General features: G+C 37.3%; 20 protein-coding genes and 2 riboswitches. Of the genes, 3 read left to right on the top strand and 17 right to left on the bottom strand.

From position 1 onward, the window contains the following. Positions 1-53: 53 nt before the first annotated feature. Positions 54-1211, top strand: coding sequence for a PucR family transcriptional regulator (locus QNH24_RS01540; protein ID WP_283870427.1), 1158 nt, complete (start codon positions 54-56; stop codon positions 1209-1211). Between the two features lie 106 nt (positions 1212-1317). After that, a complete protein-coding gene (locus QNH24_RS01535) occupies positions 1318-2199 on the top strand; it encodes a DMT family transporter (protein WP_283870426.1) in 882 nt (293 codons plus the stop codon). Positions 2200-2238: 39 nt separating this feature from the next. On the opposite strand, the gene QNH24_RS01530 is transcribed toward QNH24_RS01535, so the two are convergent. Beyond that, positions 2239-2811, bottom strand: a complete 573-nt coding sequence (locus QNH24_RS01530; RefSeq protein WP_283870425.1) for a YitT family protein — start codon at positions 2809-2811, stop codon at positions 2239-2241. Between the two features lie 229 nt (positions 2812-3040). Between QNH24_RS01530 and QNH24_RS01525 the strand changes: the two genes are divergently transcribed. Next, positions 3041-4336 carry a DUF2252 domain-containing protein gene (locus QNH24_RS01525; RefSeq protein ID WP_283870424.1) on the top strand — a complete coding sequence of 432 codons (1296 nt, stop codon included), beginning with the start codon at positions 3041-3043 and terminating at the stop codon, positions 4334-4336. Between the two features lie 49 nt (positions 4337-4385). Here QNH24_RS01525 and QNH24_RS01520 read toward each other — a convergent pair whose 3' ends face one another. The 16 genes from QNH24_RS01520 to QNH24_RS01445 all read right to left on the bottom strand — a co-directional run bounded on the left by QNH24_RS01520 (position 4386) and on the right by QNH24_RS01445 (position 25465). Beyond that, positions 4386-4907: a DUF2179 domain-containing protein gene (locus QNH24_RS01520; RefSeq protein ID WP_283870423.1), complete on the bottom strand. Its 522-nt coding sequence runs from the start codon at positions 4905-4907 to the stop codon at positions 4386-4388. 471 nt (positions 4908-5378) lie between these two features. After that, positions 5379-6677, bottom strand: a complete 1299-nt coding sequence (locus QNH24_RS01515) for a nucleobase:cation symporter-2 family protein (protein WP_283870422.1) — start codon at positions 6675-6677, stop codon at positions 5379-5381. Beyond that, positions 6677-7261, bottom strand: a complete 585-nt coding sequence (locus QNH24_RS01510; protein WP_283870421.1) for a xanthine phosphoribosyltransferase — start codon at positions 7259-7261, stop codon at positions 6677-6679. Before QNH24_RS01510 ends, QNH24_RS01515 begins: the two co-directional genes overlap by 1 nt. Before the next feature lie 455 nt (positions 7262-7716). After that, positions 7717-7818: riboswitch (purine riboswitch) on the bottom strand. 185 nt (positions 7819-8003) lie between these two features. Continuing rightward, on the bottom strand, positions 8004-9827 hold the full coding sequence (locus tag QNH24_RS01505) for an APC family permease (protein WP_283870420.1): 1824 nt from the start codon (positions 9825-9827) through the stop codon (positions 8004-8006). 404 nt (positions 9828-10231) lie between these two features. Next, positions 10232-10382, bottom strand: a riboswitch (cyclic di-AMP (ydaO/yuaA leader). A 186-nt stretch (positions 10383-10568) separates the two neighbouring features. Next, complete coding sequence (locus QNH24_RS01500) at positions 10569-11084, bottom strand: PepSY domain-containing protein (RefSeq protein WP_283870419.1); 516 nt, start codon at positions 11082-11084, stop codon at positions 10569-10571. Positions 11085-11173: 89 nt separating this feature from the next. After that, positions 11174-11845 (bottom strand): PepSY domain-containing protein, encoded by a 672-nt coding sequence (locus tag QNH24_RS01495; RefSeq protein ID WP_283870418.1) that lies wholly within the window; start codon positions 11843-11845, stop codon positions 11174-11176. Beyond that, entirely contained in the window at positions 11842-13137 is a 1296-nt protein-coding gene (locus QNH24_RS01490; protein ID WP_283870417.1) for a sensor histidine kinase, read from the bottom strand. Before QNH24_RS01490 ends, QNH24_RS01495 begins: the two co-directional genes overlap by 4 nt. Beyond that, on the bottom strand, positions 13127-13822 hold the full coding sequence (locus tag QNH24_RS01485; RefSeq protein WP_283870416.1) for a response regulator transcription factor: 696 nt from the start codon (positions 13820-13822) through the stop codon (positions 13127-13129). The genes QNH24_RS01490 and QNH24_RS01485 overlap by 11 nt, the downstream gene beginning before the upstream one ends. Positions 13823-14000: 178 nt before the next feature. Further along, positions 14001-14324, bottom strand: a complete 324-nt coding sequence (locus tag QNH24_RS01480) for a hypothetical protein (protein WP_283870415.1) — start codon at positions 14322-14324, stop codon at positions 14001-14003. 207 nt (positions 14325-14531) lie between these two features. Beyond that, the gene (locus QNH24_RS01475) at positions 14532-16871 is read right to left on the bottom strand and encodes an InlB B-repeat-containing protein (RefSeq protein WP_283870414.1); all 2340 of its coding nucleotides are present in this window, start codon (positions 16869-16871) and stop codon (positions 14532-14534) included. Positions 16872-17017: 146 nt separating this feature from the next. After that, on the bottom strand, positions 17018-19783 hold the full coding sequence (locus tag QNH24_RS01470; RefSeq protein WP_283870413.1) for an InlB B-repeat-containing protein: 2766 nt from the start codon (positions 19781-19783) through the stop codon (positions 17018-17020). A gap of 77 nt (positions 19784-19860) precedes the next feature. Further along, complete coding sequence (locus QNH24_RS01465; protein WP_283870412.1) at positions 19861-20280, bottom strand: S-layer homology domain-containing protein; 420 nt, start codon at positions 20278-20280, stop codon at positions 19861-19863. Positions 20281-20610: 330 nt separating this feature from the next. Further along, complete coding sequence (tnpC, locus tag QNH24_RS01460; protein WP_430675467.1) at positions 20611-22110, bottom strand: IS66 family transposase; 1500 nt, start codon at positions 22108-22110, stop codon at positions 20611-20613. Positions 22111-22223: 113 nt separating this feature from the next. Further along, positions 22224-22577: an IS66 family insertion sequence element accessory protein TnpB gene (gene tnpB / locus QNH24_RS01455; RefSeq protein ID WP_283870410.1), complete on the bottom strand. Its 354-nt coding sequence runs from the start codon at positions 22575-22577 to the stop codon at positions 22224-22226. After that, positions 22574-22768, bottom strand: a complete 195-nt coding sequence (locus tag QNH24_RS01450; RefSeq protein ID WP_283870409.1) for a hypothetical protein — start codon at positions 22766-22768, stop codon at positions 22574-22576. Before QNH24_RS01450 ends, tnpB begins: the two co-directional genes overlap by 4 nt. A gap of 177 nt (positions 22769-22945) precedes the next feature. After that, positions 22946-25465, bottom strand: coding sequence for a winged helix-turn-helix domain-containing protein (locus tag QNH24_RS01445; RefSeq protein ID WP_283870408.1), 2520 nt, complete (start codon positions 25463-25465; stop codon positions 22946-22948). Positions 25466-25478 lie beyond the last annotated feature (13 nt).

Genomic DNA, 25478 nt, shown 5'->3' with positions numbered 1-25478 from the left:
TTTTATAATAAGTAGTAGAAGCTCAATCTCAAGAAAGGTTGCTTGATATCCTTATGAACGTGGAGAACTTTTTACAACTACCTATTACAAAAGATTTTACAGTCGTTGCTGGTCGCAATGGATTACATAAATCAGTTCAAAATGTTGAAATTCTAGACTTTGAATTTTCACCTGATATTCAAACTGTGCGTGACACGATTTTTACACCAAATAGTGTTGTGTTAAGCAGCTTATTATTTGCTAAGCAACAGCCGGAATATTTATTGAATGCAGTGAAAAATCTTATTGAGCTCGGGGCAAGTGCTTTAGCTTATAAGCCTGTAATCTATGAAGATTTACCAGAGGAAGTTTTAATGTATGCAGATAAAAACAATTTCCCAATATTACGATTTGGGGGAGATGAATTTTTCGAAAAAATCATTTTAGAGACGATGGCCTATGCAAAAACACAGGATTATTCATTTTTTTTAGAGACGATGATGAGACGTCTTATCGAGGAGGATGTCCCCGATGAACAAATCAAATCCTTCTTACAGCAAATCAATAAACCCTTTGATAAATATGTATTTGTCGCCAATATTCAAGTAAAAGATTATGTTGATAATCAATGGATGCAACCCCTATTTCAATTAGAGCCCCTAATGAAATCTGGAATGATTTGCTCTTATAAACAGAGTCTCTTTATTTTATTTACTCATTCATCTGAGCAGTTTCAATTTGAAAAATTTCTAAATGAATGGTTAGGGATGTATGCCATTTCAACTAAACCATTGACCTTTGGCTATAGCAGTTGTCATGTAGCTCAACAGGAACTAGCCATTGCTGTTCGTGAGGCTTACTACGCACGCATCATGGCTGAAATCGAAGCAATTCCTCATCGTCAGTACCAAACCCTTGCATCAGACTGTTTGTTAATTGAATTACACCGTAAGGACGCTAAATTTGCTATGGACTATGTGAATAGCTATCTTGGCCCCATACTTGAGGAAAAGGCTGATCCAGATTTAATTAAAACCGCCATTACCTATATTAGAAAAAAAGGGAATATCAAAGAAGTGGCGGTTGCTCATTTTTGCCACCCAAACACTATTCGCTATCGAATGGCAAAAATTCGTCAGCTATTAGCACCTATGGAGAATGAGTATGTTTTCTATGAACGTCTGGCAGCAGCCGTTAAATTGTACTTATTACATAGCAAAATGAATGATTAATTAGCAGCTTTGGAATAAGTACAAAGAAACGCCTGAAAATTTAGAATTAAAATCAAAATAATTTTCTCCCTCTCATGCTATTCTAGTAAAGTTAGGAGGAAGAAAGATGAAACAATATATGGCTGACGGTATGCTTTTAGTTACAGCTATCGTTTGGGGTAGCGGATTTGTTATAACAGCTATCGCTTTAGAATATTTAACAGCTTATCAAGTAATGGCAGGGAGATTTATATTAGCTGCCATTATACTAACAACAATATTTGGCTACAGATTAAAAAAAGCTTCAAAATCAGTAATTTGGAAAGGGATTATATTAGGCACCATATTGTACATTGCCTTTGCACTTCAGACTGTTGGTTTACAATATACAACCCCATCTAAAAATGCCTTTTTAACAGCAGTCAATGTTATTGTTGTTCCATTAATCGCATATGCCGTTTACAAACGTCGTATAGATGGCTATGAAATTATTGGTTCAATTATGGCTATTGTCGGAATCGGTTTTTTATCACTACAGGGCTCATTGACAATGAATATAGGAGACGCACTTTCCTTAGCATGTGCTGTTGCATTTGCCTTTGATATTTTCTGTACAAACCTCTTTGTCCAAAAGGAAGATGCCATTGCCCTGACAATTATTCAATTTATCACAGCATCATTATTAGGTATTCTGGTTGTAGCCAGTCAAGGTGACATCCCTACTACACTTGAAAAAGAAGCTATTTATTCCATTATATACTTAGCTATTTTTTCAACTACCCTTGCCTATCTATTTCAAAATGTGGCAAATCAATATACTTCTGCTACAAAGGCTGCAATTATCTTGTCGACAGAATCCTTTTTCGGTATGGTATTGTCAGTCATATTTTTACATGAGGTATTAACAGGTCGCATGGTTGTAGGTGCGATACTAATTTTGCTTGCTATATTAATTGCGGAGGTCAAACCCGCTCATCCAAAAAAAAGAATGATGAAAAGCTCTCGCTGAGAACTTTAAAATAGTTTCAGTCTTACTGAAGCTATTTTTTTATTTTGGCTGACTAGTCATTAAGCTGGTAGTAATGCCGACAACAAATACTGTGATAATGGACAGCATCAGTGTACTAGATGATAAAAGGAACCCTCCTACAACGATAACAATGGAATCAATCATAAATATAAGAATCCCTACATTAATGCCAGTTTTATCGCATATGAACTGCGCAATTAAATCTGTACCGCCAGTGCTTGTCTGAAATCTAAGCATTAAACCTATCCCAAACCCCATAAGAATCCCACCTAATATGGCACTATAGATGGCTTCTATTTGAATTAGATTGCGAACAGGCTTCAATAAATCAATAATAAGTGAAGAGGCAATTAATCCATGTATACTATTGTAAAAATACGCTCTATATTTATACCAAGCTATTATAAAAATCGGAATACTAATGATGATAATCATTAATCCGATTTTTAACTTGTACAAATAGTATAAAATAAGTGCTATTCCTACAACGCCCCCATCTAAAATTTGATAGGGCGTTAAGAATAAATTAATTCCTAACGATACAGCAGTACTTCCTATAAGGATAACCAGGCCTTTCGTAAAAAAATACATACAACCCCCCTCCGGGACTTAGCATGTAAATATAGTATGAAAATTTTAAAATGAACATGTTATCAAATACGTCTTTGTACAAGAATACTCTCAATTTTTTTATCGAGTCCGCTCGATAAAATTCTTAATAATAGGTACACTTAAAAAACTTCATTCTTCTACTTAACAATCGAAACTTATTCCTTTATTCTCAGTATATAGTTGTAAATAAATGAAAAGGGGTATAAATATGGAACATGCACTATTAGAGCGTGTAAAGAATACACGCTTACATTTAAGAAAATCTTTGCTAACTACTATTTTTGAAGAGTTTGATGTACAGAGAATGAAATTAAGCGAAAAGCAACGAAAAGAAAAGTATGATACGATGCTAGAAAGTCCCTTCCGCTTCTTCCGCGGAAGTGCCTACTTATTTTATTTTGATGTGACAAAATCCCCCTCTATCTTCCATACCTCTGATGTTAAACCTGCATGGATACAGGGTGATATGCATATGGACAACTTTGGCGCCTTTCAAAATGAAACAGGCGACATTGTGTTTGATGTTAATGATTTCGATGAAGGCTATGTTGGCTCTTACCTCTATGATATTATTCGCATGAGTGTTAGTATTGCACTATATCTTGAGGAGCAGGGCTTACATCAGGCTGCCCAGGAAACAGCTATTCATCATTTTTTACATAGTTATATTCATCAATTAAAACGATTCCAACGTAAGCAGGACGATCCACTGACACTAACATTCACTAAACATAATACAAAGGGGCCGATTAAACGAGTGCTGAAAAAGCTGGAAAAACGGCAACGTTCACATTTTTTACAGGATATAACATATATTAACGATGCTGGTCAGCGTGTTTTCCAATGGAATGATGAAGTACAGCCCGTCTCTGCTGAGGAATATGCTGCTATTACCACTGTATTACCGAGCTATAAAATTAAAGATATTGCCATCAAATACGGCTCGGGAACAGCATCTATAGGCCTGAAACGTTATTATATTTTAGTTGAGGGTCAAACAGATGCGTTAGGAGTAGATGATTTAGTGCTTGAAATGAAGGAGATTCGCATAGCCATTCCAGCTTACTTTTTGCCATATAATGAGATTTTTTGGGAGAATTATAAGCATCAAGGGGCCCGTGTAGTCAGCACTCAAAAAGCAATGCATCATCTAGAGGACCCACATCTTGATTATGTTACAATGGATGGTCAAGAATACTACATTCGAGAGCGCTCTCCTTATAAGAAAAAGGTAAAGCCGAAAAACTATCGGGATTTAGAGGATTATTTTACAACTGCTGCAACTATGGGCCAAATTGCCGCTAAAATTCATGCTCGTGCCGATGTTGATTACTCACAGGTTTTCACCTACCATAGTGAAGAGGAAATTTTAAATGCCATTGGACAAGAGCGCCGTGTATTTGTGGAAAGTAGTATTTTACAAGCAATGCGTTACAAGGAAGTCGTTTATACTGATTTTGAATTATTTAAAGAATGGGTTAACAGGAAGTATCATAAAAGTTAAAAATAGTCCTCTGCCTGAAAAGCAGAGGTCTATTTTGTTGTAAATTCCATCATTTTTGCTTTACCTTCATTCGATTTAGCAAAAATCCACCTTTAAATGACTTAGGCTCATATGAAATAATAAACGCATTTGGTTCAAATTGCTCCACGATTTGAAAAAGCTCCACCTCGCGATTTCTCTTTGTTAATATTTCATATTTATAGCGATTACTATCTCGTCCTTCACCAACATAGATGGTTACAGCAAAGCCTTCATTCCGCAGGTAATTTATGAGCTCATCGTTTTTATTCTGAGTATTGATAGTCGTATAAACGTAGCCAATCGCTAGTTTTCGTTCGATTTTTGCACCTAAAAAAATACCTAGACCGAAACCAATGGCATAAACGACCATGGCTAACATACTTTGTTTTCCACTAAAAACTAGTGAAAGGCCAAATACATACACTAACATCTCCATCATACCGAATAAAGCAGCAAGAAAAGTAATATTTTTTACCAAAAATATTGTTCGTAATGTTAGAAAAGGCACATAAACCAATTGAAGTATTAAAATCAGAACTATACTTTGCATTTGTCAGAGACCTTTCAAAAAGTAATGGATATACTCTATATATGTTTAAATAAGTAGTTACATTCTATAAAAAACTAGCATATCGTTTACTTAGCAATTCCCCATTCATTTTATTTCAAACATCTACATGGACTAAAAGTTCATTGGATTCCCTTTTCCGTATTACCAAGTCATCTAATGGTTCTTATGATCGTTGTTACATTAATTTTATCTGCTGTTAGGTATATTCCCAGCGGAAAATTTCCCAACAGATATTCGTTCCCTCAGATGAGGCTTTTGCTAGTACGTTCCTGTTTCCAATGAGTATGGCTACAAAATACAATGCTCTTGGTACTCTAGCGTCGATTGCTTGGGCTCAAGAAACTAAAGCATTGTCTTTAAGTGATGCTAGTAATGTTTCTGAATAAATAATATAAAAATACCGCCTGCTTATTAGTAATATCTAGAAGCAGGCGGTATTTTATATTAAGGTCATATCTCTCCATGCATTGGGTCTTTCTTATGCTTTGGCCCAATCATGTTGAATAAAATATTAAGGATAATCGCTGTTACGGAACCACAAACGATACCATTTGAAGTTAAGATTGAGACTTTTGCTGGTAGTGCATCAAAAATTCCTGGAACAACTGATACACCGACACCAAGGCTTACTGCAATCGCAGCAATCATCGCATTTTCTGCTGACTCGTTCATAACTGGTACAAGCATACCCATACCTTGCGTAATCACCATACCGAACATTGCAAGCATTGCCGCACCAAGTACTGGTGTTGGAATAATCGTTGTTAATGCTGCGATTTTTGGTAGGAAGCCAAGTGCTACAAGGAGGCCACCTGTGATATAAATGACTTTACGGTCTTTTACACCAGACATACGCGTTAGTCCCACGTTTTGTGAAAAAGTCGTATAAGGGAAGGCATTGAAAATACCTCCGATCACAGAGGCAAGACCTTCTGAGCGATAGCCGCGTGCTAAATCCTTTGAATCTAATTTTTTATTACAAATATCGCTTAGTGCAAAATAAACACCTGATGATTCTACTAGAGAAACCATCGCAACAAGTGTCATAGTGACAATTGCAGATGCATTAAATGTTGGCATACCGAAGTAGAAAGGTTGAACCATGTGTAACACATCTGCGTCTGAAACTGGACTAAAGTCGACCATTCCCATAATCGCTCCTAGGATTGTCCCAGCAACTAGACCGATTAAAATAGAAATCGCACGCACAAAGCCTGTAGAAAAACGATAAACCACTAGAATAATAACTAATGTAATGAATGCTAAAGCGACATTAGCGCCTGATGCAAAATCCTCTGCCCCTTGTCCCCCAGCCATATTGTTCAATGCTACTGGTAATAAAGAAATACCAATAATTGATACTACAGAACCTGTCACAACCGGTGGGAAGAACTTTACTAGCTTTCCGAAAAAGCCAGCAATAATAACAACAATGACTCCTGAAGCAATAATAGAACCGTAAATATCTGTAATCCCCTGCTCAGGATTTGTCCCAATCGCAATAATTGGACTAACCGCAGTAAACGTACAGCCTAGCACTACTGGTAAGCCAATACCGATAAACTTACCTGAATACACTTGTAATAGCGTTGCGATCCCACACATCATAATGTCAATCGCCACTAAATATGTCATTTGTGCTGAATTAAAGCCAATAGCCCCACCGATAATGAGTGGTACTAAGATGGCTCCAGCATACATCGCAAGTAAATGTTGAATCGCTAGCGTTGTCGACTTGAAGGTACTCATTACGCGCGAGCCTCCGCAGCAAATGTTACGTTGCCATCCTCTAGGGAGTCGATAATGGCTAATGATTCTACACGAACTCCTTGTTGACGTAATAATTTCCCTCCATCTTGGAAGCCTTTTTCGATAACGATACCAACACCAACCACATTGGCACCTGCTTGAGCTGCAATGTCAAGTAATCCCTTTACTGCTTCCCCATTCGCTAGGAAATCGTCGACGATTAGTACATTATCCTCTGCATTTAAGAAATTACGTGATACAGAAATATCATTTGTTTCATTTTTTGTGAATGAATGTACTTTTGAAGAAAAAAGATTATCTGATAATGTTAATGATTTACGTTTACGTGCAAACACTACAGGAGCACCGATTTCAAGCCCTAACATAACGGATGGTGCAATTCCTGAAGATTCAATCGTTAATATTTTTGTAATAACTTGGTCCGAAAAGCGGTTGGCAAATTCATGGCCAATTTCTTTCATTAGCATTGGGTCGATTTGGTGATTTAAAAAAGAATCTACCTTTAATACTGATGAAGATAAAACTTTTCCCTCTTGCGTAATTTTGTCGTGTAGTAACTTCATTTCCTTTATATCCTTCTTTCTTATAGTAATAACTTATTATGAGCTGATAACACCCATTATAGGAAAATCTAAAAACGCTCATTCCAAGTGATCAATTTCGCCTTGGCGTAATTGCGTCCGGATTTTGAATTGTGCCTACACAATTCATTCCTTTGAAAATCCGTGACATCCGCCGGAGGCTTTATCTTCATTCAGTATGTGTTTGGACAACCACTGAAAGGAACCAAAACCGCATTAATCTTTTCACCTGTGAGGTGGGAGTCTTCTATATCTGCCGCTGCCGCTACACTTACGAGCAAAAAACATCTGCCGCTATGCTTTCGATACAAAAAACATTTGCTGAATGAAGATAAAAAAACGCTGAATACCTTGATTCCATTCATCTACGAGTGGAGCAAAGCATTCAGCGTAAAACGTCGAAACGAATAGAAAACATCATTACCTTGTATGAGGTTTCCTAAAGCATTGCTACCCATAGTCGATTTATTTACGGTAAATCGGTAGAAACTCGCGAGCCCTATTCTCGCTATTATATGAGTGAAACGGTATGAAACTGTAAAAACTTCCTTATGGCTATTCCGTTTTTCAATCCACACTTCATTCGGTATGCGCTTATATGGCACCTTGAATAAAGTTTGATTTTTCGGAATTTACTGGTATTCTATTAATTTTTAATTGTAAACGTTCGTGTTTTACAATCAACGTACTGATTATATCAGACAATTTTCAACCTTGCTAGTCATTATTTTGATAAATGAAAAGGTACTGTCATAATGACGACATTTTTGTGAAATAACAGAGAAGCACGAATTAATAGACTCGATTGATTGTGCAATATATGATGCCATCCTTTTTTCGGTAAAAACTGTGGAATCACAACAGTTACTTGATGCCCTGTTTTCAGACATTGATGTTCTACCTTATCTATAAACTTCATTAACGGCTGTGTAATACTTCTATATGGAGAGTAGTATGTTACAAGCCGTATAGTTGGCTGCCAGGCTTTCCATTTCTCCTCAAAAGCCTTCGCATCAGCCTGATCAAAAGCTACATAAAAGGCAATAATTTTATCTACGTTTAATGACTGTGCATAATGTAAAGTGTTTTCCACTACCTTTGTAACCCCAGCCACAGGTACAATGAAAACATTTCCCTCAATAATTGGAAGCTCCTGATCCACTAATCTAAGCTGTTCACCTACTGCCTGATAATGATGCTTGATGCGATGGAACATTAGAATTATGATTGGTAAAAAGATAAACACCGGCCATACCTGAGGTAATTTCGTCACAAAAAACATCATAGCAACAACAAATGAGATAATTGCTCCGATTGTGTTAATTGTAAATTTAGGTATCCAGCCTTTAGGTTTTTCACGCCACCATTTTCGCATCATCCCTGACTGTGCTAAAGTAAACGGAATAAACACCCCAACCGCATAGAGCGGAATTAAATGTTCTGTCATCCCATCAAATAAAATGATTAATACAATGGCTGCTAGGCCCAGCATCATAATACCATTCGAATAGCCGAGGCGATCTCCACGAATTTGAAAGATTCGAGGAATAAAACCATCCTTTGATAAATTAACAGCAAGTAAAGGAAAGGCCGAATATCCTGTATTCGCAGCAAGTACTAGTATCATTGCCGTCGTTCCCTGAACAATATAGTAAAAAATATTTCTACCAACGCTTGCCTCTGCAATTTGTGAAACTACTGTTGCTTTTGCATTTGGGGCAACTCCATAAAAATAAGCTAGGCTGACAATACCTATAAATAGTACAGCTAAAATTGCCCCCATTGCTAATAAAGTTTTTGAGGCATTTCTTGGTGCCGGATCTCTAAAATTAGGTATGGCATTTGAAATAGCCTCAACACCAGTCAAAGCAGAGCTTCCTGATGCAAATGCCTTTAATAATATAAATAAACTAATTCCAGCTACTGGTGTCCCAACCTTTGGATGCAGTTCTGCAGGAACCTGACCAGTAATGACGTTGTAAATCCCTACTCCAATCAGCACCAGCATCACTACTACAAACAAATAAACCGGATATGCTAGAACAGATGCTGATTCCGTTACACCGCGTAAGTTTAAAATCGTTAGACAAATAACAAAAAACACAGCAATTATAACATTATACGAATGCAGACTTGGGAATGCTGAAGTAATCGCATCGGTCCCCGCTGATACACTAACAGCAACTGTTAAAATGTAATCAACAAGTAATGACCCTCCTGCAACAAGACCAGCATTGACGCCTAAATTTTCCCGAGACACAACATATGCCCCTCCACCATGCGGATAAGCAAAAATCACCTGACGATACGAAAAAATGAGTGCTGTTAGTAGCACAATTACTCCAGCAGCAATCGGTAGTGAATACCAAAAGGCAACTGTACTTATAGTCATAAGTACAATTAATATTTGCTCAGGCCCATATGCCACCGATGACAAAGCATCAGATGATAAAATGGCAAGTGCCTTTGTTTTACTTAGCTTTTGTTCCCCTAACGCGTCGGATCTTAATGGTTTACCAATAACATAACGTTTTAAGGAAGATTTCATAATAAACACCTTCTAGTTTCATAGAGTGTGTTTCGCATTTCTAAATCGATTACGCCTTCGCATAATCGGTTATACACTGGGGCTTTCTTTTTATCCCTAGAACGATCAATTTCGCCTTGGCGTAATTGTAGCTGCCGCTTTGCTTTCGCTACAGATAAACATTGCGTCCGGATTTTGAATTGTGCCCGCACAATTCGTTCCTTTTAAAATCCGTGACATCCGCCGGAGGCATTATCTTCATTCAGTAGGTGTTGGGACATCCACTGAAAAGGAACCAAAACTGCATTCATCTCTCCACCTGTAGAGGGGAGTCTTCTACTGAATGAAGATACATGGGATAAAAAAAGTCCACAAGTCATCACGAAATAAGACTTGTAGACGTTCATTCGTCTGCCAAGCTCCACTTTTCTGCTCTTAACGCTTACGAGGTTAGCTGTCGGATTCGGGCCTGAGTAGCCCTACCCTCCATAATTGAAGAGATTCACCCCAAGGATTACCTAAGTCATCCGTAAAAATCGGGTCCCCCGCGTTTAGTTGCTTCAGCGATTTAGAAATTTGAAACTTTTATAATGATGTCATATTACGCCTGTCGATTAAAAAAGTAAAGAAGAAAATTTTTCATTAAAACGTGTGAAAAACATAAGCTTCTTTAGCCATGTAAATAACAAAAATTGATTATGGAATTATACGAAAAAAGCTATCTTAAAAGTATATTCCCACTTTTAAGATAGCTAAAGCACATTAATCTTCAATATCCTGCTCAAAGCTAATTATGTCCCCAGTTGAGGAATCAACATCAATTTCGTATTCATATTGTCCGTTTTTAATTTCTATTTCATACAAGCCATCATCAAGTTTTATTTTTGTAACTGTTCCCTTTACTTTTGTTAGTGCCTTTTCAATAGCCTGCTCTTTGGTAATTTTCGTTGTTTTGTTAGTAGAAGTTACATAGTGATCATCCATATCACGAAGCTCTTTCTTTTGCTTTAACAGTTTCCCTGTGAAAGCATCAAATTTTAAATCATATTCTTCCGTCTCTGTTTGCACCTCAACCTCATAGATAGAACGATTACGGTTTTGATCGAACTCAATATCCGCAACTGTACCGTTTACAACTGCTAATGCCTTTTTCTCAATCTCCTGCATTGTTAATACCTTTTTTTCTTCTGCATCACCTGTTAGTAATGTTGTAGAACCAATCACCGCTCCGACACCAAGTACACCTACAAATGCTGGAATTAAAATTATTTTCTTCATAATCCTCTCTCCTTTGTCTTAACTGACCTTAGCATAACAAGTTAAGATGATAGGACAATAAGAGAAACATTAGAATTTCATGAGAACATTTAATGATCTTTATCCCATGTAACAGACATCACTTGTCCTGAAATTGCATGTATTTGAAAAACGGCTTCCTCATCCTTCGTTTCAATTTCTACTAAATAGTAGCCACCATCCTCTGCCTCCTCATAATCAACGGAATCTACCTCACCATTTAATTGCTGTAAGGCAATCTTAATTGCCTGTTGCTCTGAAAGCATTCCTCCACCTTCTGGTTGGTTGACAGGCTGCATATCTTTTTCTGTTAAAACCTTACCAGTATAAGCGTCTATGGTTAGCTCCTTTTGAGTATCTTTATTTTCTACCTGTACTGTATAAATAGTTTGATTTAGTTTGATTTTTTCGACTTCCCCATAAGTACTCTCCATAAGCTGCTTAATTTGTTTTTCTGATAATAACAATTTCCTTTCAGCTTCCTTTAGTCTTAATTCTCTGACCTGTCCTGAAGCAGCATCAAGTAGTACTGTATAAATGGCTCTGTCACGGACAAATACCATTCTATAATCATTTCCTCGCTTTTCAGTTTCCTTTACTTGGCCATTATAGATAGTTTCGATATGCTGAATGGCTTCTGCTTCATTAAAGGGCTCTGCTTGAAAAAAACGATTTTGAATAAACAGTAAAATGATACTTGCCATTATGAGGGAAACGATACCAATGATAAGCCATCTTTTCATTGCAGTCCCTCCTTTGGCACACGTAAAATAAAGCTTGAACCCTGACCAAGTTTGCTTTCAACCTCTATTATAATTCCTAATTGCAACGCAAGTTCTTGTGCGATAGCAAGACCTAATCCCGAGCCGCCAGTTTTTCGATTACGATCCTCAGTAACACGGTAAAAGCGTTCAAATAAATGAGGAATATGCTCAGCAGGTATTCCTATTCCTTTATCCTGTATTGTAATTATCACACAGTCCGCAGATTCTGTTGCATGTATATAGACATCGCCCTCACTATATTTACGTGCGTTATCAAGTAGGATGAAGAGCAGCTGCTTTACCAATTTTTCATCACTATACATATAACGAGGTACTTCAGCATCAACTATGAAGGATCGATGATAGGCCTGCTGCATTTGGGAAGAAACCTTCCTTAACAAAGGAGAAAGCTCAAGCTGTGTGAATTGTATAGCAAGGTGCTCCTTATTTTTTGCTAATTCAAGTAACTGCAAGACCATTTCATGCATACGAGAGGATTCATTGACAATTGCCTGTAATGATTCTTGAGCCACCTCTTTATTATCAAAGCCTCTGCGTAATAATAATTTTGCATAGCTTTCAATAACAGTAATGGGTGTCTTTAACTCATGTGAAGCATTGGATACAAATTGCTGTTGCTTTTGGTAATGCTGTTCAAGTTTTTCCATCATCATATTAAAGGTATGATTAATTTTTGCTAACTCATCTCCACCTTTATCAGTGAGAACAATTTTTTCATAGCTTCCAGTAGCTGCACTTTTGAGCATGGTTTGATTTAAACGTTCCAACGGCTGTAAAATTAAACGACCTAGTGCTAAACTTGCTAAGAAGATAGGAATAGATGCAACAATAGAGACGATGATTAAAATGACCTTAAGTAAACTCAAAGTTGCCGCTACCTCTTCCATTGATTGCTTTAATTGAATTTGTATAACTGTACCATCTATCCAGATGGCAGGCATTGAGTAGCTAATAGAAGGAGTCTTTGACATTTCAAAAGTAGCCTGAACCTTTGTTTTTAACTGCTCTCCTTCATAAATATAAACAGCTCCATCCGTTGGCATATACGCTCTTAATACTTGCTGCAAATTGGTCTGCTCATTCAATTGACTTAGTGCTGAACTAAGCTCGTTAGCACGTGCTTGAAGCTGCTTATATTCAGTGTTATAGGCAAGCTGCTCATACAAAAAATAAATCCCACTGTTCGTTGCCACTAAAATTACGAGCATTAACAGTGTTGTCAGTAAATGAATTTTTGTTTTAAGTCGCATGCTTGTGCTCCTTCAGCACATAGCCAATACCACGTACTGTATGAATTATAGGTGTATCGTTAGCTGCCTCCAATTTTTGTCGAACATAACGAATATAAACATCCACAACATTGGTATCTCCATAATAATCATAGCCCCAAACAGCCTGTAATATTTGCTCTCGTGTTAATACCTGCTTTGAATGCTTAAGTAAATATAGGAGAAGATCATATTCACGAGGTGTTAAGTCAATACTTGTTCCATAATAGATTACCTCTCGTGTTTGCTCATTAATGGATAACAGACCAAATGTAACTTGTTCTTGCTGGGTGGAACTTTTTTGTGAAAATCTTAAAGAACTTCGAATCCGTGCAAGTAATTCCTCAATTTCAAATGGTTTTGTCACATAGTCATTTGCCCCCAGGTCTAAACCCTTTACCTTATCCTCCACCTCATTCTTAGCTGTCAGCATGATAACAGGTGTCTTTGATTCAGTAGCACGTATACGCTTTAGTACATCCATGCCACTCATTTCAGGTAACATAATATCCAATAAAATTAAATCCCATTGCTGCTCACGGTATTTCAGTAAGCCTTCTGTTCCTGTATGTGCCATCTCAGCCTCATAGCCTTCAAATTGCAACTCCAGTTGTAGCACCCTTGCAATCTTTTCCTCATCCTCTATTATTAAAATTCGATTGGTCATGTCGAATCAGTCCTCATCTTTTCTTTTCATCGTAAACTAAGCAGGATGTAAAAGTCTAATTAGAAAATGATGAGAACTTTTTTAATCTTTTATAACAGGAAATTTATTAAATAATTTCCTTAAGTAATTTCTTATTGATCTTTAAATGTTATACCATGAATAGAATCTCTCTTTTGATTTACTTACTTCTTTCACCTTCAACATTCGTTATCAGCGAAAAACGATCCATGTAACGTTTTGTAAATATATCAGCACTTATTTTAGCTACCTTTCTACCATTCAGCTCATCTGGTATAGAAAATGCATTGGTTTCCCCATTATAATGAATTACGGTAACAGTACCATCAGGGTTATTTCTCCAATCATAATTTCTTTCAGCTTCCTTTATGGAAAGATTAATAGACACTACGGCAAAAACAACAAACAAAACAAAAAATATAAATTGAATAAGCTTTATTTGAATCACTCCTTTTTGATCAGGGAAAATTCGCCACCTAAACAAGTAATAAGACTTCCATTTCAGGATGTTTATGTAGCAAAAATCTACGCTTAAAGCCCCAATTGGTCAAAGCGAGACTGATGAAATTCCGGTTATAACTCTTATGATAGGGACTTTAAATTTCAAGCACTATTGAGCAATGTTAATCGTTTGCTAAAAATAAAAATCCCATCAATAACAATTTGAAAAAGTTATTGATGGGATTTTTAGTTATTGTTGAAGGGCTCTGTGTAAAAATGCTGCAAACTGTGCACGTGTAATATAATCTTCTGGTTTAAAGTTACCATTATCTCCTAGCGCAATACCGTTCGCTGCAAGAATTGCAATATAATCATATGCCCAATGTGTTGCTGGAACATCATGAAATGTCTCTTTTTCCGTTGACGTTAAATGAAACGCTAGCACCAATACTTTTGCCATTTGAGCGCGTGTCATATTGGCTGTAGGATTAAAGTTTCCATTCACTCCGTCAAATAGCCCTGCCTGTTGTACTTGCTGGATAACCTCAGCGTATGGATGAGTCGCAGAGATATCATTAAATGCCAACGCTTCTTTTTTCGGCTCTAGCTCCATTGCCCTTGCTAGCATCAGGGCAACGTGCTGACGCTGAACAGGAGCATTAGGCTTAAATGTGCCATCTGGATACCCTGTAATTACGCCTTGTTTAGCCATTGCCTGAATCATTGTCCATGCCCAGTGATCCTTAGGAACATCTGAGAAAGTGATGTCTTCTTCAGGTTGAGGTGTTGGCTTAGGTGATTGTGGCTCAACCGGCTCTACTGGCACAGAATCTGGTTTCTCAGGCTTGGGCTGCTCTGGAGTCGGTTTTGGATATTCTGGTACTGGTGTTGGCTCTTTAGGGATTGGAGTTGGGTTAGGTGTAGGATTTGGACTATACCCTCCGCCACCTGTTGAGCTATCTGCTCTCCACTTTGCATAAAGCTTTGTATCCTCTGTTACTACATTAGTATCAAAATACCATTGCGTTGTAAAATTTTGGTCTTTATACCAGCCTTCAAATACATAACCAATTCTAATAGGATTTTGAGGTTTTATAGCTTTTTCATTATATGCGATTGTCTGTGGGGAGACTGCTGTTCCATCATTAGATTCAAAGGACAACGTGTGTTCTTTTATCGCCCATTTAGCGTATAAAATGATGTTTGCTTGAACCCTATCCATGGCGAAATCCCATTTCTCTGTATGGTCGGAATCCTTATACCAGCCTTCAAATACATAACCAATTCTAATAGGATTTTGAGGTTTTATAGCTTTTTCATTATATGCGATTGTCTGTGGGGGGACTGCTGTTCCACCATTGGATACAAAGGACAACGTGTGTTCATTTATCGCCCATTTAGCATATAAAATGATGTTAGCTTGAACTCTATCCGTGGCAAAATTCCATTTCTCTGTAAGGTCAGCATCCTTATACCAGCCTTCAAAAATAAAATTCGCCTTTGTCGGATTGCTTGGTTCAGGTAACTTGTCGTTATATCTCATATGTTCTGGTGCCACAACTGATCCATCGTTTGACTCAAATAATACCTCAACATCTGGTTTACTCGTCCATTTGGCATATAGCGTTGTATCGGCAGTAACAAAGTCAGAATGAAATTGCCAAAGTTCAATAAATGATGTGTCTTTGTACCAGCCTTCAAACGCATAACCCAGTTTTATAGAATTATTTGGTTGATTCACCTTTTTATTTAATTCAATGTCCTGAGAATCAATACTTGTCCCACCATTTGTTTCAAACAGTACAGTATATTTGAGCACTTGGAACTTTATATTCGACTTTTCTGCATACTCTTTTGCAGTAGAAGAATTTGGAGCATAAATAATCATATCAGGATGATGTCCTATAAAAACATCATCTCCTATATCTATATCTTTAGAATGTATACGAATAACTTTTAAATAGTTATTAGAAAATGCTGCAGCTCCTATTATTTTCATACTTTCTGGTATATCTATACTTTCTATATCGTTCCCTGCAAATGCACTTTCCCCTATTATTTCCATACCATTTGGGATTTTCACGCTCACAATATCATTATTAGAAAAAGCATGATTTCCTATATTGATAACACTATTAGGGATACCTATGTGTTCTAGTAAATTTCCAGAAAATGCATAGGAACCTATACTTATTAGATTATTAGGGAGCGTCACATTTGTTAGTTGATTTAAAGAGAATGCCCCATCACTAATACTTGTTATACTACTTGGGAGTGTTACACTTGTTAGTTGATTTTGATAAAAGGCGTAAGCTCCAATAGTTGTTATTGTTTCTGGTATTGTTATACTTGTCAATTTCTTATTATTAAACACCCAAGAATCTATTCCTGTTACCACTTTACCACTCAATTGATCAGGAATCACGACAGTTCCGCCAGTACCAGTATAAGCCTTTATTGTTACTGATCCATCAGGATTATCATCAAAATCATATTCCCCTTCATTAGCATAAGTAAAGGGTATTTTTATTATCATCATGATGAAAAATAACGTAAAAAGTATCCCATATTTTATACTTTTAGTTTTCATATAAACTCTCCTTTCTATAAGCAATGGACTAACTCTTCCTCATCTTAAAGATAATAATTTACTTCTACCATTGAGGAATGTTAATATTTTTTTCAAATACAAAAAACTTCCATCGATAGTTTAATTACCATCAATGGAAGTTTTCTTTATTCATAGAGAGCTCTATATAAAAATGCTGCAAACTGTGCACGTGTCACAGAATCTTCTGGTCTAAAATAGCCATTATCTCCTAGCGCAATACCGTTCGCTGCAAGAATTGCAATATAATCATATGCCCAATGTGTTGCTGGAACATCATGAAATGTCTCTTTTTCCGTTGACGTTAAATGAAACGCTAGCACCAATACTTTTGCCATTTGAGCGCGTGTCATATTGGCTGTAGGATTAAAGTTTCCATTCACTCCGTCAAATAGCCCTGCCTGCTGTACTCGCTGGATTACCTCAGCGTATGGATGAGTCGCAGAGATATCATTAAATGCCAACGCTTCTTTTTTCGGCTCTAGCTCCATTGCCCTTGCTAGCATCAGGGCAACGTGCTGACGCTGAACAGGAGCATTAGGCTTAAATGTGCCATCTGGATACCCTGTAATTACGCCTTGTTTAGCCATTGCCTGAATCATTGTCCATGCCCAGTGATCCTTAGGAACATCTGAGAAAGTAATGTCTTCTTCAGGTTGAGGTGTTGGCTTAGGTGGTTGTGGCTCAACCGGCTCTACTGGCACAGAATCTGGTTTCTCAGGCTTGGGTTGCTCTGGAGTTGGTTTTTGTGTTGGTTCTTCTGGTGTTGGTATTGGTATTGGTATTGGAATTACACTTCCTCCATCACCTGATGAACCGTTTACTAGCCATTTAGCGTACAAAGTGATATTGGTAGTTACTTTATCTTTGTTAAAATTCCACGGTAAAGTAAAATTAGCATCCTTATACCAACCTGCAAATGTAAACCCTGCTTTTATCGGGTCCATCGGTTCAGTTGCTGTTGCATTGCCTGCAATACGTTGGGATGGAACTGCACTTCCACCATTTGTATAAAAGTCCACTGTATATTGTGATTGCTCTACTTGCCATTTTGCATACAAAGTCATATTCTCTACGACTTTATCTGTATCAAAGCTCCACGGCTTAGTCAGTGCTTTATCCTTATACCACCCCGCAAATAGATATCCTGCTTTTGTCGGATTTATCGGCTTAGTTGCTGTTGCATTGCCTGCAATACGTTGGGACTGTACTGCACTTCCACCATTTGTATCAAAATCTAGCGTATATTCTGACTGTGCTACTTCCCACTTGGCATACAAAGTTAGATCCTCCGACACTATATCTGTATCAAAGCTCCACGGCTTAGTCAGTGTTTCATCCTTATACCATCCCGCAAATGTATGGTCTGCTTTCTTCGGGGCTGTTGGCTCACTCATTTGCTCATTATACATTACTGTAACAGGAGAAATAGCTGTTCCTCCATTTGTTTCAAAGAAAACAGTATATCCTATAGCTGTCCATTTTGCATATAATGTTAGATCCCCTGTTATCCGATCTGCTGCAAAATCCCATGGCGTATTTAATGTATCATCGACATACCATCCCACAAATGTATGGCCCACTTTTGTTGGGTCTGCTGGTTGGGTAAGCTCCTTATCATACATAACTGTAACCGGGTCTATTGTTGTGCCACCATCTGTATTAAATGTCACGGTATATACATTCGGTGTCCATTTCGCATACAACGTAAGATCTGATTCCCCAATATCAATTATGCTATTTACTGCATAATCTACACCATCCCCATTAGCAGTGCTGTTCCAGCCATTAAATAAATAGCCAGTCTTCTCTAATGCACCTACATTATCCAGAACAGTTACTTTTGTATTTCTTTGGTACATATTCTCATCCACTGGAATATTTCCTTGTACTGAGCCATTGTCATTATAGATTACCTTATAGGCAAGCAGTTCAAATAAATGATTGTATTGATTTGCATATGCTTGAGCCGTAGATGCATCATGACCGTATATAGTTAAATCTACTGGATTAGCCTTAAAAGTGTCTTCTAAAAGAACGGTAGAGTCTGATAATACTCTTACTTTTATAAGCTGGTTATCATTAAAAGCATTATCTTCAACAGTAATGACATTCTTAGGGATTTCCAAACTACTAAGCCTATTTTCACCAAATGCCCATCTACCAATATTCGTGACACTACTCGGTATTTCTATACTAGTGAGTTGATTATCATGAAATACACCCTCTGCTAAGTTTGTTATGCTTAATGGAATTGTCACATTTAGAAGTTGGTTCGTGGCAAATGCATATGGTCCTATGCTTGTGACACTAGGAGGAATCTCTAAAGAGGTAAGCTGATTTTCCGAAAACGCCATTTCTCCTATTGTCTTCAAAGTTTCTGGTAGCTCTATGCTTGTTAATTGATTTCCTGTAAATGCGAAATCACCCATTATCTTAAGCCCATTTGGTAACTTTACAGTAGAAAGCTCATTGTCTAAAAATGCATATAGGCCAATTTGTGTCACATTATCCGGTATTTCTATATTGGTAAGCTTGTTCATAAAGAATACACCTTCACCTATACTTGTGAGATTATTGGATAGTTCCACATACGTTAATTGATTCTCTGCAAATGCAAGATCCCCAATCTGTATGACGCTGTCTGGTATAACAACCTGCGTAAGATTTTTTTCACCAAATGCTGCCATACCTATTTCTGTAACTACTTTTCCCCCTAGCTCATTAGGTATGATTATTGACGTATCCGTACCAATGTAATCTTTAATTTTCACTGTCCCATCCTTATTATTTGTCCAGACATAATCTGCTTCATTCGCATGAGCAGATAAGGGATTCACTATAAAAATAAAATAGATAACTGTGAAAAGTAATCCAACCTGCAGTCCTTTCATTTAAATCCTCCTTTTCATATAACAAAAGATATATCTCCATGATAAAGAGTTACTTTTTTTAAAACTATTGAGCAATGTTAATAGTTTGCTATACGAAGAAACTCATCAACGATTTTTAGCCATTGATGAGTTTTTAAATTTTTTAAAGCTCGGTGTAAAAATACTGCAAACTCTGCTCGTGTTACAGGATTATTCGGTCTAAAGCTACCATTATCTCCTGTTGTAATACCATTGGCTGCTAGAATGGAAATATAGTCATGTGCCCAATGTGTCATTGGTACATCATAAAATGTGGCCTTTTTTGTTGAAGTTGAAGTCAAATTCAAAGCCAATACTAATACTTTCGCCATTTGAGCACGGGTCATGTAAGCTTTTGGTTGGAAGTTTCCATCAATTCCCACAAACAGTCCTGCTTGTTGCACTTTACCGATTTCCTCAAAGTATAGATGATTTCCAGGAATATCGTTGAATACTTCCGCTTCTATCCTCTGTTTCATGAAGCTCATTAGCATAAAAGGTCGGGAGTTGTCCCCATTGGAAAAGAAATAGTATGAATATGATAACGATGCTTAAGATTTTTTTCATTATTCCTCACTCCTCCTATAGCTTTTTAAATAATTTATTGTCGTTTGCGGATTTTAAAGGGTAAGAGGTATACAGCTCATTGTGAATTTGCATAGCCATATTACGAGCATGTTAACAGGCTTTCTTGTAATGACATAACTCTTTTTTATTCTAAAGATGTAAGCCCGAAATACAAAAATAAGCGCACCTTCTCGGTACGCACGACGAATGGCCAGCTATCTGAGTTTTTTTCAGATAGCTGGCTATTTTGAACATGTGGCTTGGATATTTTTTGACCAAGGCATGTAATCTTGTAAGATCTCTGGCTGTTGTTGAATCGGTAAATTTGGTAGCTCCGTTAATAGCTTCACAAGGTACTGATAAAAATCAATGCCGTTTGTTTTGGCTGTTTCTGCTAAACTCAAACAGATGGCATTTGCTTTAGCACCAGCTTCACTAACAGAAAATAGCCAGTTCTTGCGACCAATCACATTTGGGCGAATCGCATTTTCAGCTGGATTATTATCCATCTCAATTCGGCCATCGAACAGAAAAGCTTTTAATCCATGTATTCGATTTAATGTGTATTCGGCAGCTTTAGCTAAGGCATTTTTTCCGAAGAAAGGCGATTCATCCACCCATTTTAAGAATTTCTCTACAATCGGCTTTGAATATTTTTGCCGTGATTTTCGGCGTTTACCTGGTGGAAGATGCTTAAATTGACGTTCTAGGCGATACAGTTGGTCACAGAAATCCACGCCAATTTGCCCGTTTTTGCTATCGGCTTTTAGCCAATATCGTCGCACATGCGCCCAACAGTTAGCGAACGTGACATCAGGAAGATTGCCGTATGCCGAGTAGCCATCACAAATCACCGTTCCTTTAAAGCCTTTTGTAAATTCTATTAGTATAGAACGACTTCTCGATAATGCACTATGAAAAAGAACGATAATCGGTCCTTGGCTTGGCACGCTGCGGAACACCCAATTGTAGGCATTCGATTGACCGGATTTTCCGTCTGAACGTTTGATTATTTGCGCATAGGTTTCATCCACATGTAGAACAGATTTTGCTGTTAATGTCTGCTTCATCTGTTCATAAACCGGTAGAAGCCAATCTTCAGCTGAACGGATCACCCAGTTTGATAAGTTCTTATCATTCGTAAGCAGGCCGTATCGTTCCCACTCCTTTACCTGACGGTAAAGAGGCAAGTATTGGATGAACTTATCATAGATGAGTTTTGCTAGAACGGTAGGTCCCGCAATGCTTCGCTGAATGGCAGCTTGTGGGGCTTTTCCACGTTTCATTTGTGCTTTTTGTGTGGCATCCATTTTACAGTGCTTGCACTCGTAGGCATGTTCAATATGCTGGATGCGCATCATTATTGCTGGAATGAATTTTGCTTCTTCACGCGCTATAGTTGTACCGGCTTCAGTCATTTGGCCAAGGCAACAGTCGCATTGTGTATTGGTGGGATGATGGTGAATTTTTTCTATTTCAATCCCATCATGAAAAGAATCATTCCGTTTTTTCTTATGTAGTTTACGCTCAACGATATACGTAACAGTTGGCGTGCTTTGTTCTTCTGTCTGCTCAGATTCGCTAAAAGACGGATCGTCATCGAATAAAGAGCCTTGTCCGTCTGGTGCTTGATACTTTGATTTTTCCGATTTTGAACCATATAAAGCCTTGGTTAATTGGCGAACTTGTTCAGTCAATGCTTCGATTTGTCGATTTGACTGAGCTAATTGTTGCTCAAGCATTCGAATTAATCGTTCATTTTGGTTTTCTTGCTTAGGAGAAGCATTAGTCAAATCATTCACCACATTTCGTTTAGTATAAGTTATGGATGATTATACCACTTAGGTGAATCGATTTAAAAGACACCTGTTGCAGATTTCGAAATTGCCTTTGGCTGCTGAAGCGATAATCCTTCTAAGAGCCAGCGAAGCTCCTGTTGAGAAAGGTTACGCACTTCCTTTTCATCTTTTGGCCATTGCAGTTTCCCATTATCTAATCGTTTATAAAGCATAGCGAAGCCATCTCCATCAAAGTACAAACATTTATAACGGTCTTTGCTCGTTCCAGAAAATAAGAAAATGGAATCGCTATAGGGGTCCAGTTCAAAAGAATCCTGAATAAGTGTAGCGAGACCATCAATGCCTTTTCGCATATCCGTCTTGCCACAGATGATATAGATGTTTTGCACACTCGTAAAATCATGCTTCATTGTTTATTCAGCTCCTTCATGATCATTTGGATGATGCGCTCATCTACGCCATTGAAGAAGGAGATTTCAATATCAATTGTTTTAATGATACAGCTTGGTTCAGAGGAAACTTGCGTTGAATTGATAAAAGAATACTTGTCCGTGATGGGATCCAGTGTCACAGGGACGATTGTTAGTTTAGTAGTTGACATAAAGAAGCACCCCCTTTAATTGATACGTCTATCGTACCGGAGGTGCCTGGTTATTTATATGCGTTATTTGAATACGGGCTTACCTAAAGATAATAATTTACTTTCATTATTGAGGAATGTTAATAGATTGCTAACCAAGAAAAAATCCGCTATCAAAAAGGATAGCGGATCGTTTTATTAAGGCTGTTTTAATAATAATGCCTGCGCTCTATTTTTAACGCCTAGCTTACTATAGATGGCTGAAAGATAGACACGTATGGTACCCTCAGATAAAAATAGTTGCTCTGCTATTTCCTTATTAGAGGCACCTGCTGTAAGTAGTGAAAATATTTCTTGTTCACGCGCAGTAAGAATCTCTAATGCTGGTACTTGTTTATGTTCATGAGCACACTCTAGCAATTGATAAGCATAGTTAATGGAGACCTCATCCCATTCACCTTTAGAAGCTTTCTGTCGAACATCAACGTAGTTTTCTAATAGAGCACAAATATTGCACTCATCCAAAAAGGTTCGTGTATAGTTATAAGGTTCAGCGAATTTTAAGGCTTGATGGAATGCCAACAGTGCCTCATCTGTTTGTCCTAGCTCTGCCAAGCATATAGCTAATAAAATTGTTGCTTCAATTCGAGTGGATAGCTGCCCTTGTTGTTCTGCCTGTAATTGCACCTGTATGATAAGTTGCTGTGCTTCTTGAAGGTGCCCCTTTATAAGTAAATAACGAGCTTTTACTAGTGAATAAAATGGAGAATCCATATCAGCGTTTACTTTGATCTTAGCTAGCTCCTGTTCTGCTTGGACAATATTATGATCACGTAAAAATAATAGTACCTTCATTACTCTTATTGCATTCATCCAATGACGTTCACTTACATTCTCCATTGCATGATCTAACAAGGCCTGAGCCACTATATACTGATTTTCTAAAGCAGCAACTTTACTTTTTAGAATGTACATCGGCACTAATAATCCTGCATCTCGGAATTGATGACCAGAACGTAAAGCCTCCTCTAATTCTGTTGATAGCTCATCAAAGCGATTCCACTCATATAATTTTTCCGCGCGCATTCCATAGCTATAGCCAGTCATGCTTAAATTCTTAAATTCACCTGTTCTAAACCTTGCAAAAAAGGACATAGCTTGTTCATCTGAAAGCAGTTTTCCTTTGGAGCCAATATTCGTCCGAAACAGAATATGCTCTTTTTGATTGTATTGAATAAAAATAGCGTCCCACTTTGATCCTACAGGTTTTCTCTCCAACCTTTGCCGAATGTATTCTGCCCCTTTTGCAAGATTTCCGTTTTTCATGACAAAAATATAGGCTTTCACACCTAAAAAATCATCTACAGCAGATGCATATTCGGCTTTATCCATCCACTGATTTACCTCATGTTTTTGTTCTAGCTCAAGTAGTATATGAGATGCATCATCTAGATTGTGTAATGCAGCAAGTGTATAGGCGTACATGACCATCAATTCTGGATGTACCTCATAACCATTCGTCAATAAAATATTAATCCAATTTATATAGGATGTTGAATGCCCACAGGAAAGAAACATGACAATATGTTCATGAATCCATTGCTCAGCATAGGTAAATAACCCACCACTTAACGCAAGCTCTATGGCTGATAAAAAATTCCTATTATGATATAACGCAACAGCAGCTTTTTTATATAAATCCAAAATATCATTCTGAGAAAAACGATGATTCAATTCTTGACGTAATGTTTCTCTTAACAAATTATGGTATCGATAAACCTGATCTTCCGTTTCAACTCTACTAATAAATAATCCTTGTTTCTCAAGCTCTAACAAAACTTGTTGAGCATTAGTTTGATTCGTTAGAACATTACATGTCTCAGGAGTTAGTTGTTCCAAAAGTGAGGTATACAGAAGAAATGTTTGGAGAGATGGAGCAAGTTTGGTAACAACCTCTTTCATTAAATATTGCGCTGCATTAGAATGACTTTCTCTAAATGGTTCGTCACCAACATTTTGAAATCTTGCTAAATTAGTTAATTGCAAACCTGTAGCCCAGCCCTCTGTTACATTAAAAACTTTTTGTAGCTCCTTAGCATCCAATTGTATATTTACCTTTTTATAAAATTCTCTCGCTTCTTCATACGTAAAAAGTAAATCCTCTACACCAATTTCAAGCAAGTAATGATTTAACCTCCATTTTGCAAAAGGTAATGAAATAGTCGATCTACTTGCCACGTAAATAAAGCACTGTTCTGGTAAGAAATCAATAAGACGAGTCATCATTTGATGAATAGCTGCATTATAAATATGATGATAATCATCAATCATAATGTGAATTTGTTCAGTAGATAATGATATTTCATTTAATAGGGCGTCTACTAAATATTCAAGTGGTAGCTGTGGCTGAGCATGTAGTATGGCATTAATCCGAGCTGCTGCTTCTGGCTGTAAGGAATGGCCAATAGAATGAATTAAATATTTCCAATAGCGAATCGGATCATTATCAGTTTGGTCAACTGTATACCAAGCAACTTTTTTATCAAGTTGATGAAACCAGCTACTTAACAAGGTTGTTTTTCCATATCCTGCTGGCGCCTGTACTACGATTAACTTTGCAGCAGTCTGTTGAAAAATGGCTGTTAAACGATTTCGTGCAATAATTTGCTCGTTCATTTTTGGTACAGTCGTTTTTGAGGCTAATAAAATATTTGGCATCTTTTAACCTCCC

The sequence above is a fragment of the Lysinibacillus pakistanensis genome, from assembly GCF_030123245.1.
Classification (GTDB): Bacteria; Bacillota; Bacilli; order Bacillales_A; family Planococcaceae; genus Lysinibacillus; species Lysinibacillus pakistanensis.
This window is presented reverse-complemented; position numbering and strand designations above follow the sequence as displayed.

Excerpts from the sequence above, each read along its gene's own strand:
- QNH24_RS01465 (WP_283870412.1), bottom strand. The coding sequence starts at position 20,280 with ATGAAACAGAGGATAGAAGCGGAAGTATTCAACGATATTCCTGGAAAT.
- QNH24_RS01535 (WP_283870426.1), top strand. The coding sequence starts at position 1,318 with ATGAAACAATATATGGCTGACGGTATGCTTTTAGTTACAGCTATCGTT.
- QNH24_RS01515 (WP_283870422.1), bottom strand. The coding sequence starts at position 6,677 with ATGAGTACCTTCAAGTCGACAACGCTAGCGATTCAACATTTACTTGCG.
- QNH24_RS01495 (WP_283870418.1), bottom strand. The coding sequence starts at position 11,845 with ATGAAAAGATGGCTTATCATTGGTATCGTTTCCCTCATAATGGCAAGT.
- QNH24_RS01505 (WP_283870420.1), bottom strand. The coding sequence starts at position 9,827 with ATGAAATCTTCCTTAAAACGTTATGTTATTGGTAAACCATTAAGATCC.
- tnpB (WP_283870410.1), bottom strand. The coding sequence starts at position 22,577 with ATGAAGCATGATTTTACGAGTGTGCAAAACATCTATATCATCTGTGGC.
- tnpC (WP_430675467.1), bottom strand. The coding sequence starts at position 22,110 with ATGCTTGAGCAACAATTAGCTCAGTCAAATCGACAAATCGAAGCATTG.
- QNH24_RS01540 (WP_283870427.1), top strand. The coding sequence starts at position 54 with ATGAACGTGGAGAACTTTTTACAACTACCTATTACAAAAGATTTTACA.
- QNH24_RS01490 (WP_283870417.1), bottom strand. The coding sequence starts at position 13,137 with ATGCGACTTAAAACAAAAATTCATTTACTGACAACACTGTTAATGCTC.
- QNH24_RS01485 (WP_283870416.1), bottom strand. The coding sequence starts at position 13,822 with ATGACCAATCGAATTTTAATAATAGAGGATGAGGAAAAGATTGCAAGG.
- QNH24_RS01500 (WP_283870419.1), bottom strand. The coding sequence starts at position 11,084 with ATGAAGAAAATAATTTTAATTCCAGCATTTGTAGGTGTACTTGGTGTC.
- QNH24_RS01450 (WP_283870409.1), bottom strand. The coding sequence starts at position 22,768 with ATGTCAACTACTAAACTAACAATCGTCCCTGTGACACTGGATCCCATC.
- QNH24_RS01475 (WP_283870414.1), bottom strand. The coding sequence starts at position 16,871 with ATGAAAACTAAAAGTATAAAATATGGGATACTTTTTACGTTATTTTTC.
- QNH24_RS01470 (WP_283870413.1), bottom strand. The coding sequence starts at position 19,783 with ATGAAAGGACTGCAGGTTGGATTACTTTTCACAGTTATCTATTTTATT.
- QNH24_RS01530 (WP_283870425.1), bottom strand. The coding sequence starts at position 2,811 with ATGTATTTTTTTACGAAAGGCCTGGTTATCCTTATAGGAAGTACTGCT.
- QNH24_RS01520 (WP_283870423.1), bottom strand. The coding sequence starts at position 4,907 with ATGCAAAGTATAGTTCTGATTTTAATACTTCAATTGGTTTATGTGCCT.
- QNH24_RS01445 (WP_283870408.1), bottom strand. The coding sequence starts at position 25,465 with ATGCCAAATATTTTATTAGCCTCAAAAACGACTGTACCAAAAATGAAC.
- QNH24_RS01510 (WP_283870421.1), bottom strand. The coding sequence starts at position 7,261 with ATGAAGTTACTACACGACAAAATTACGCAAGAGGGAAAAGTTTTATCT.
- QNH24_RS01525 (WP_283870424.1), top strand. The coding sequence starts at position 3,041 with ATGGAACATGCACTATTAGAGCGTGTAAAGAATACACGCTTACATTTA.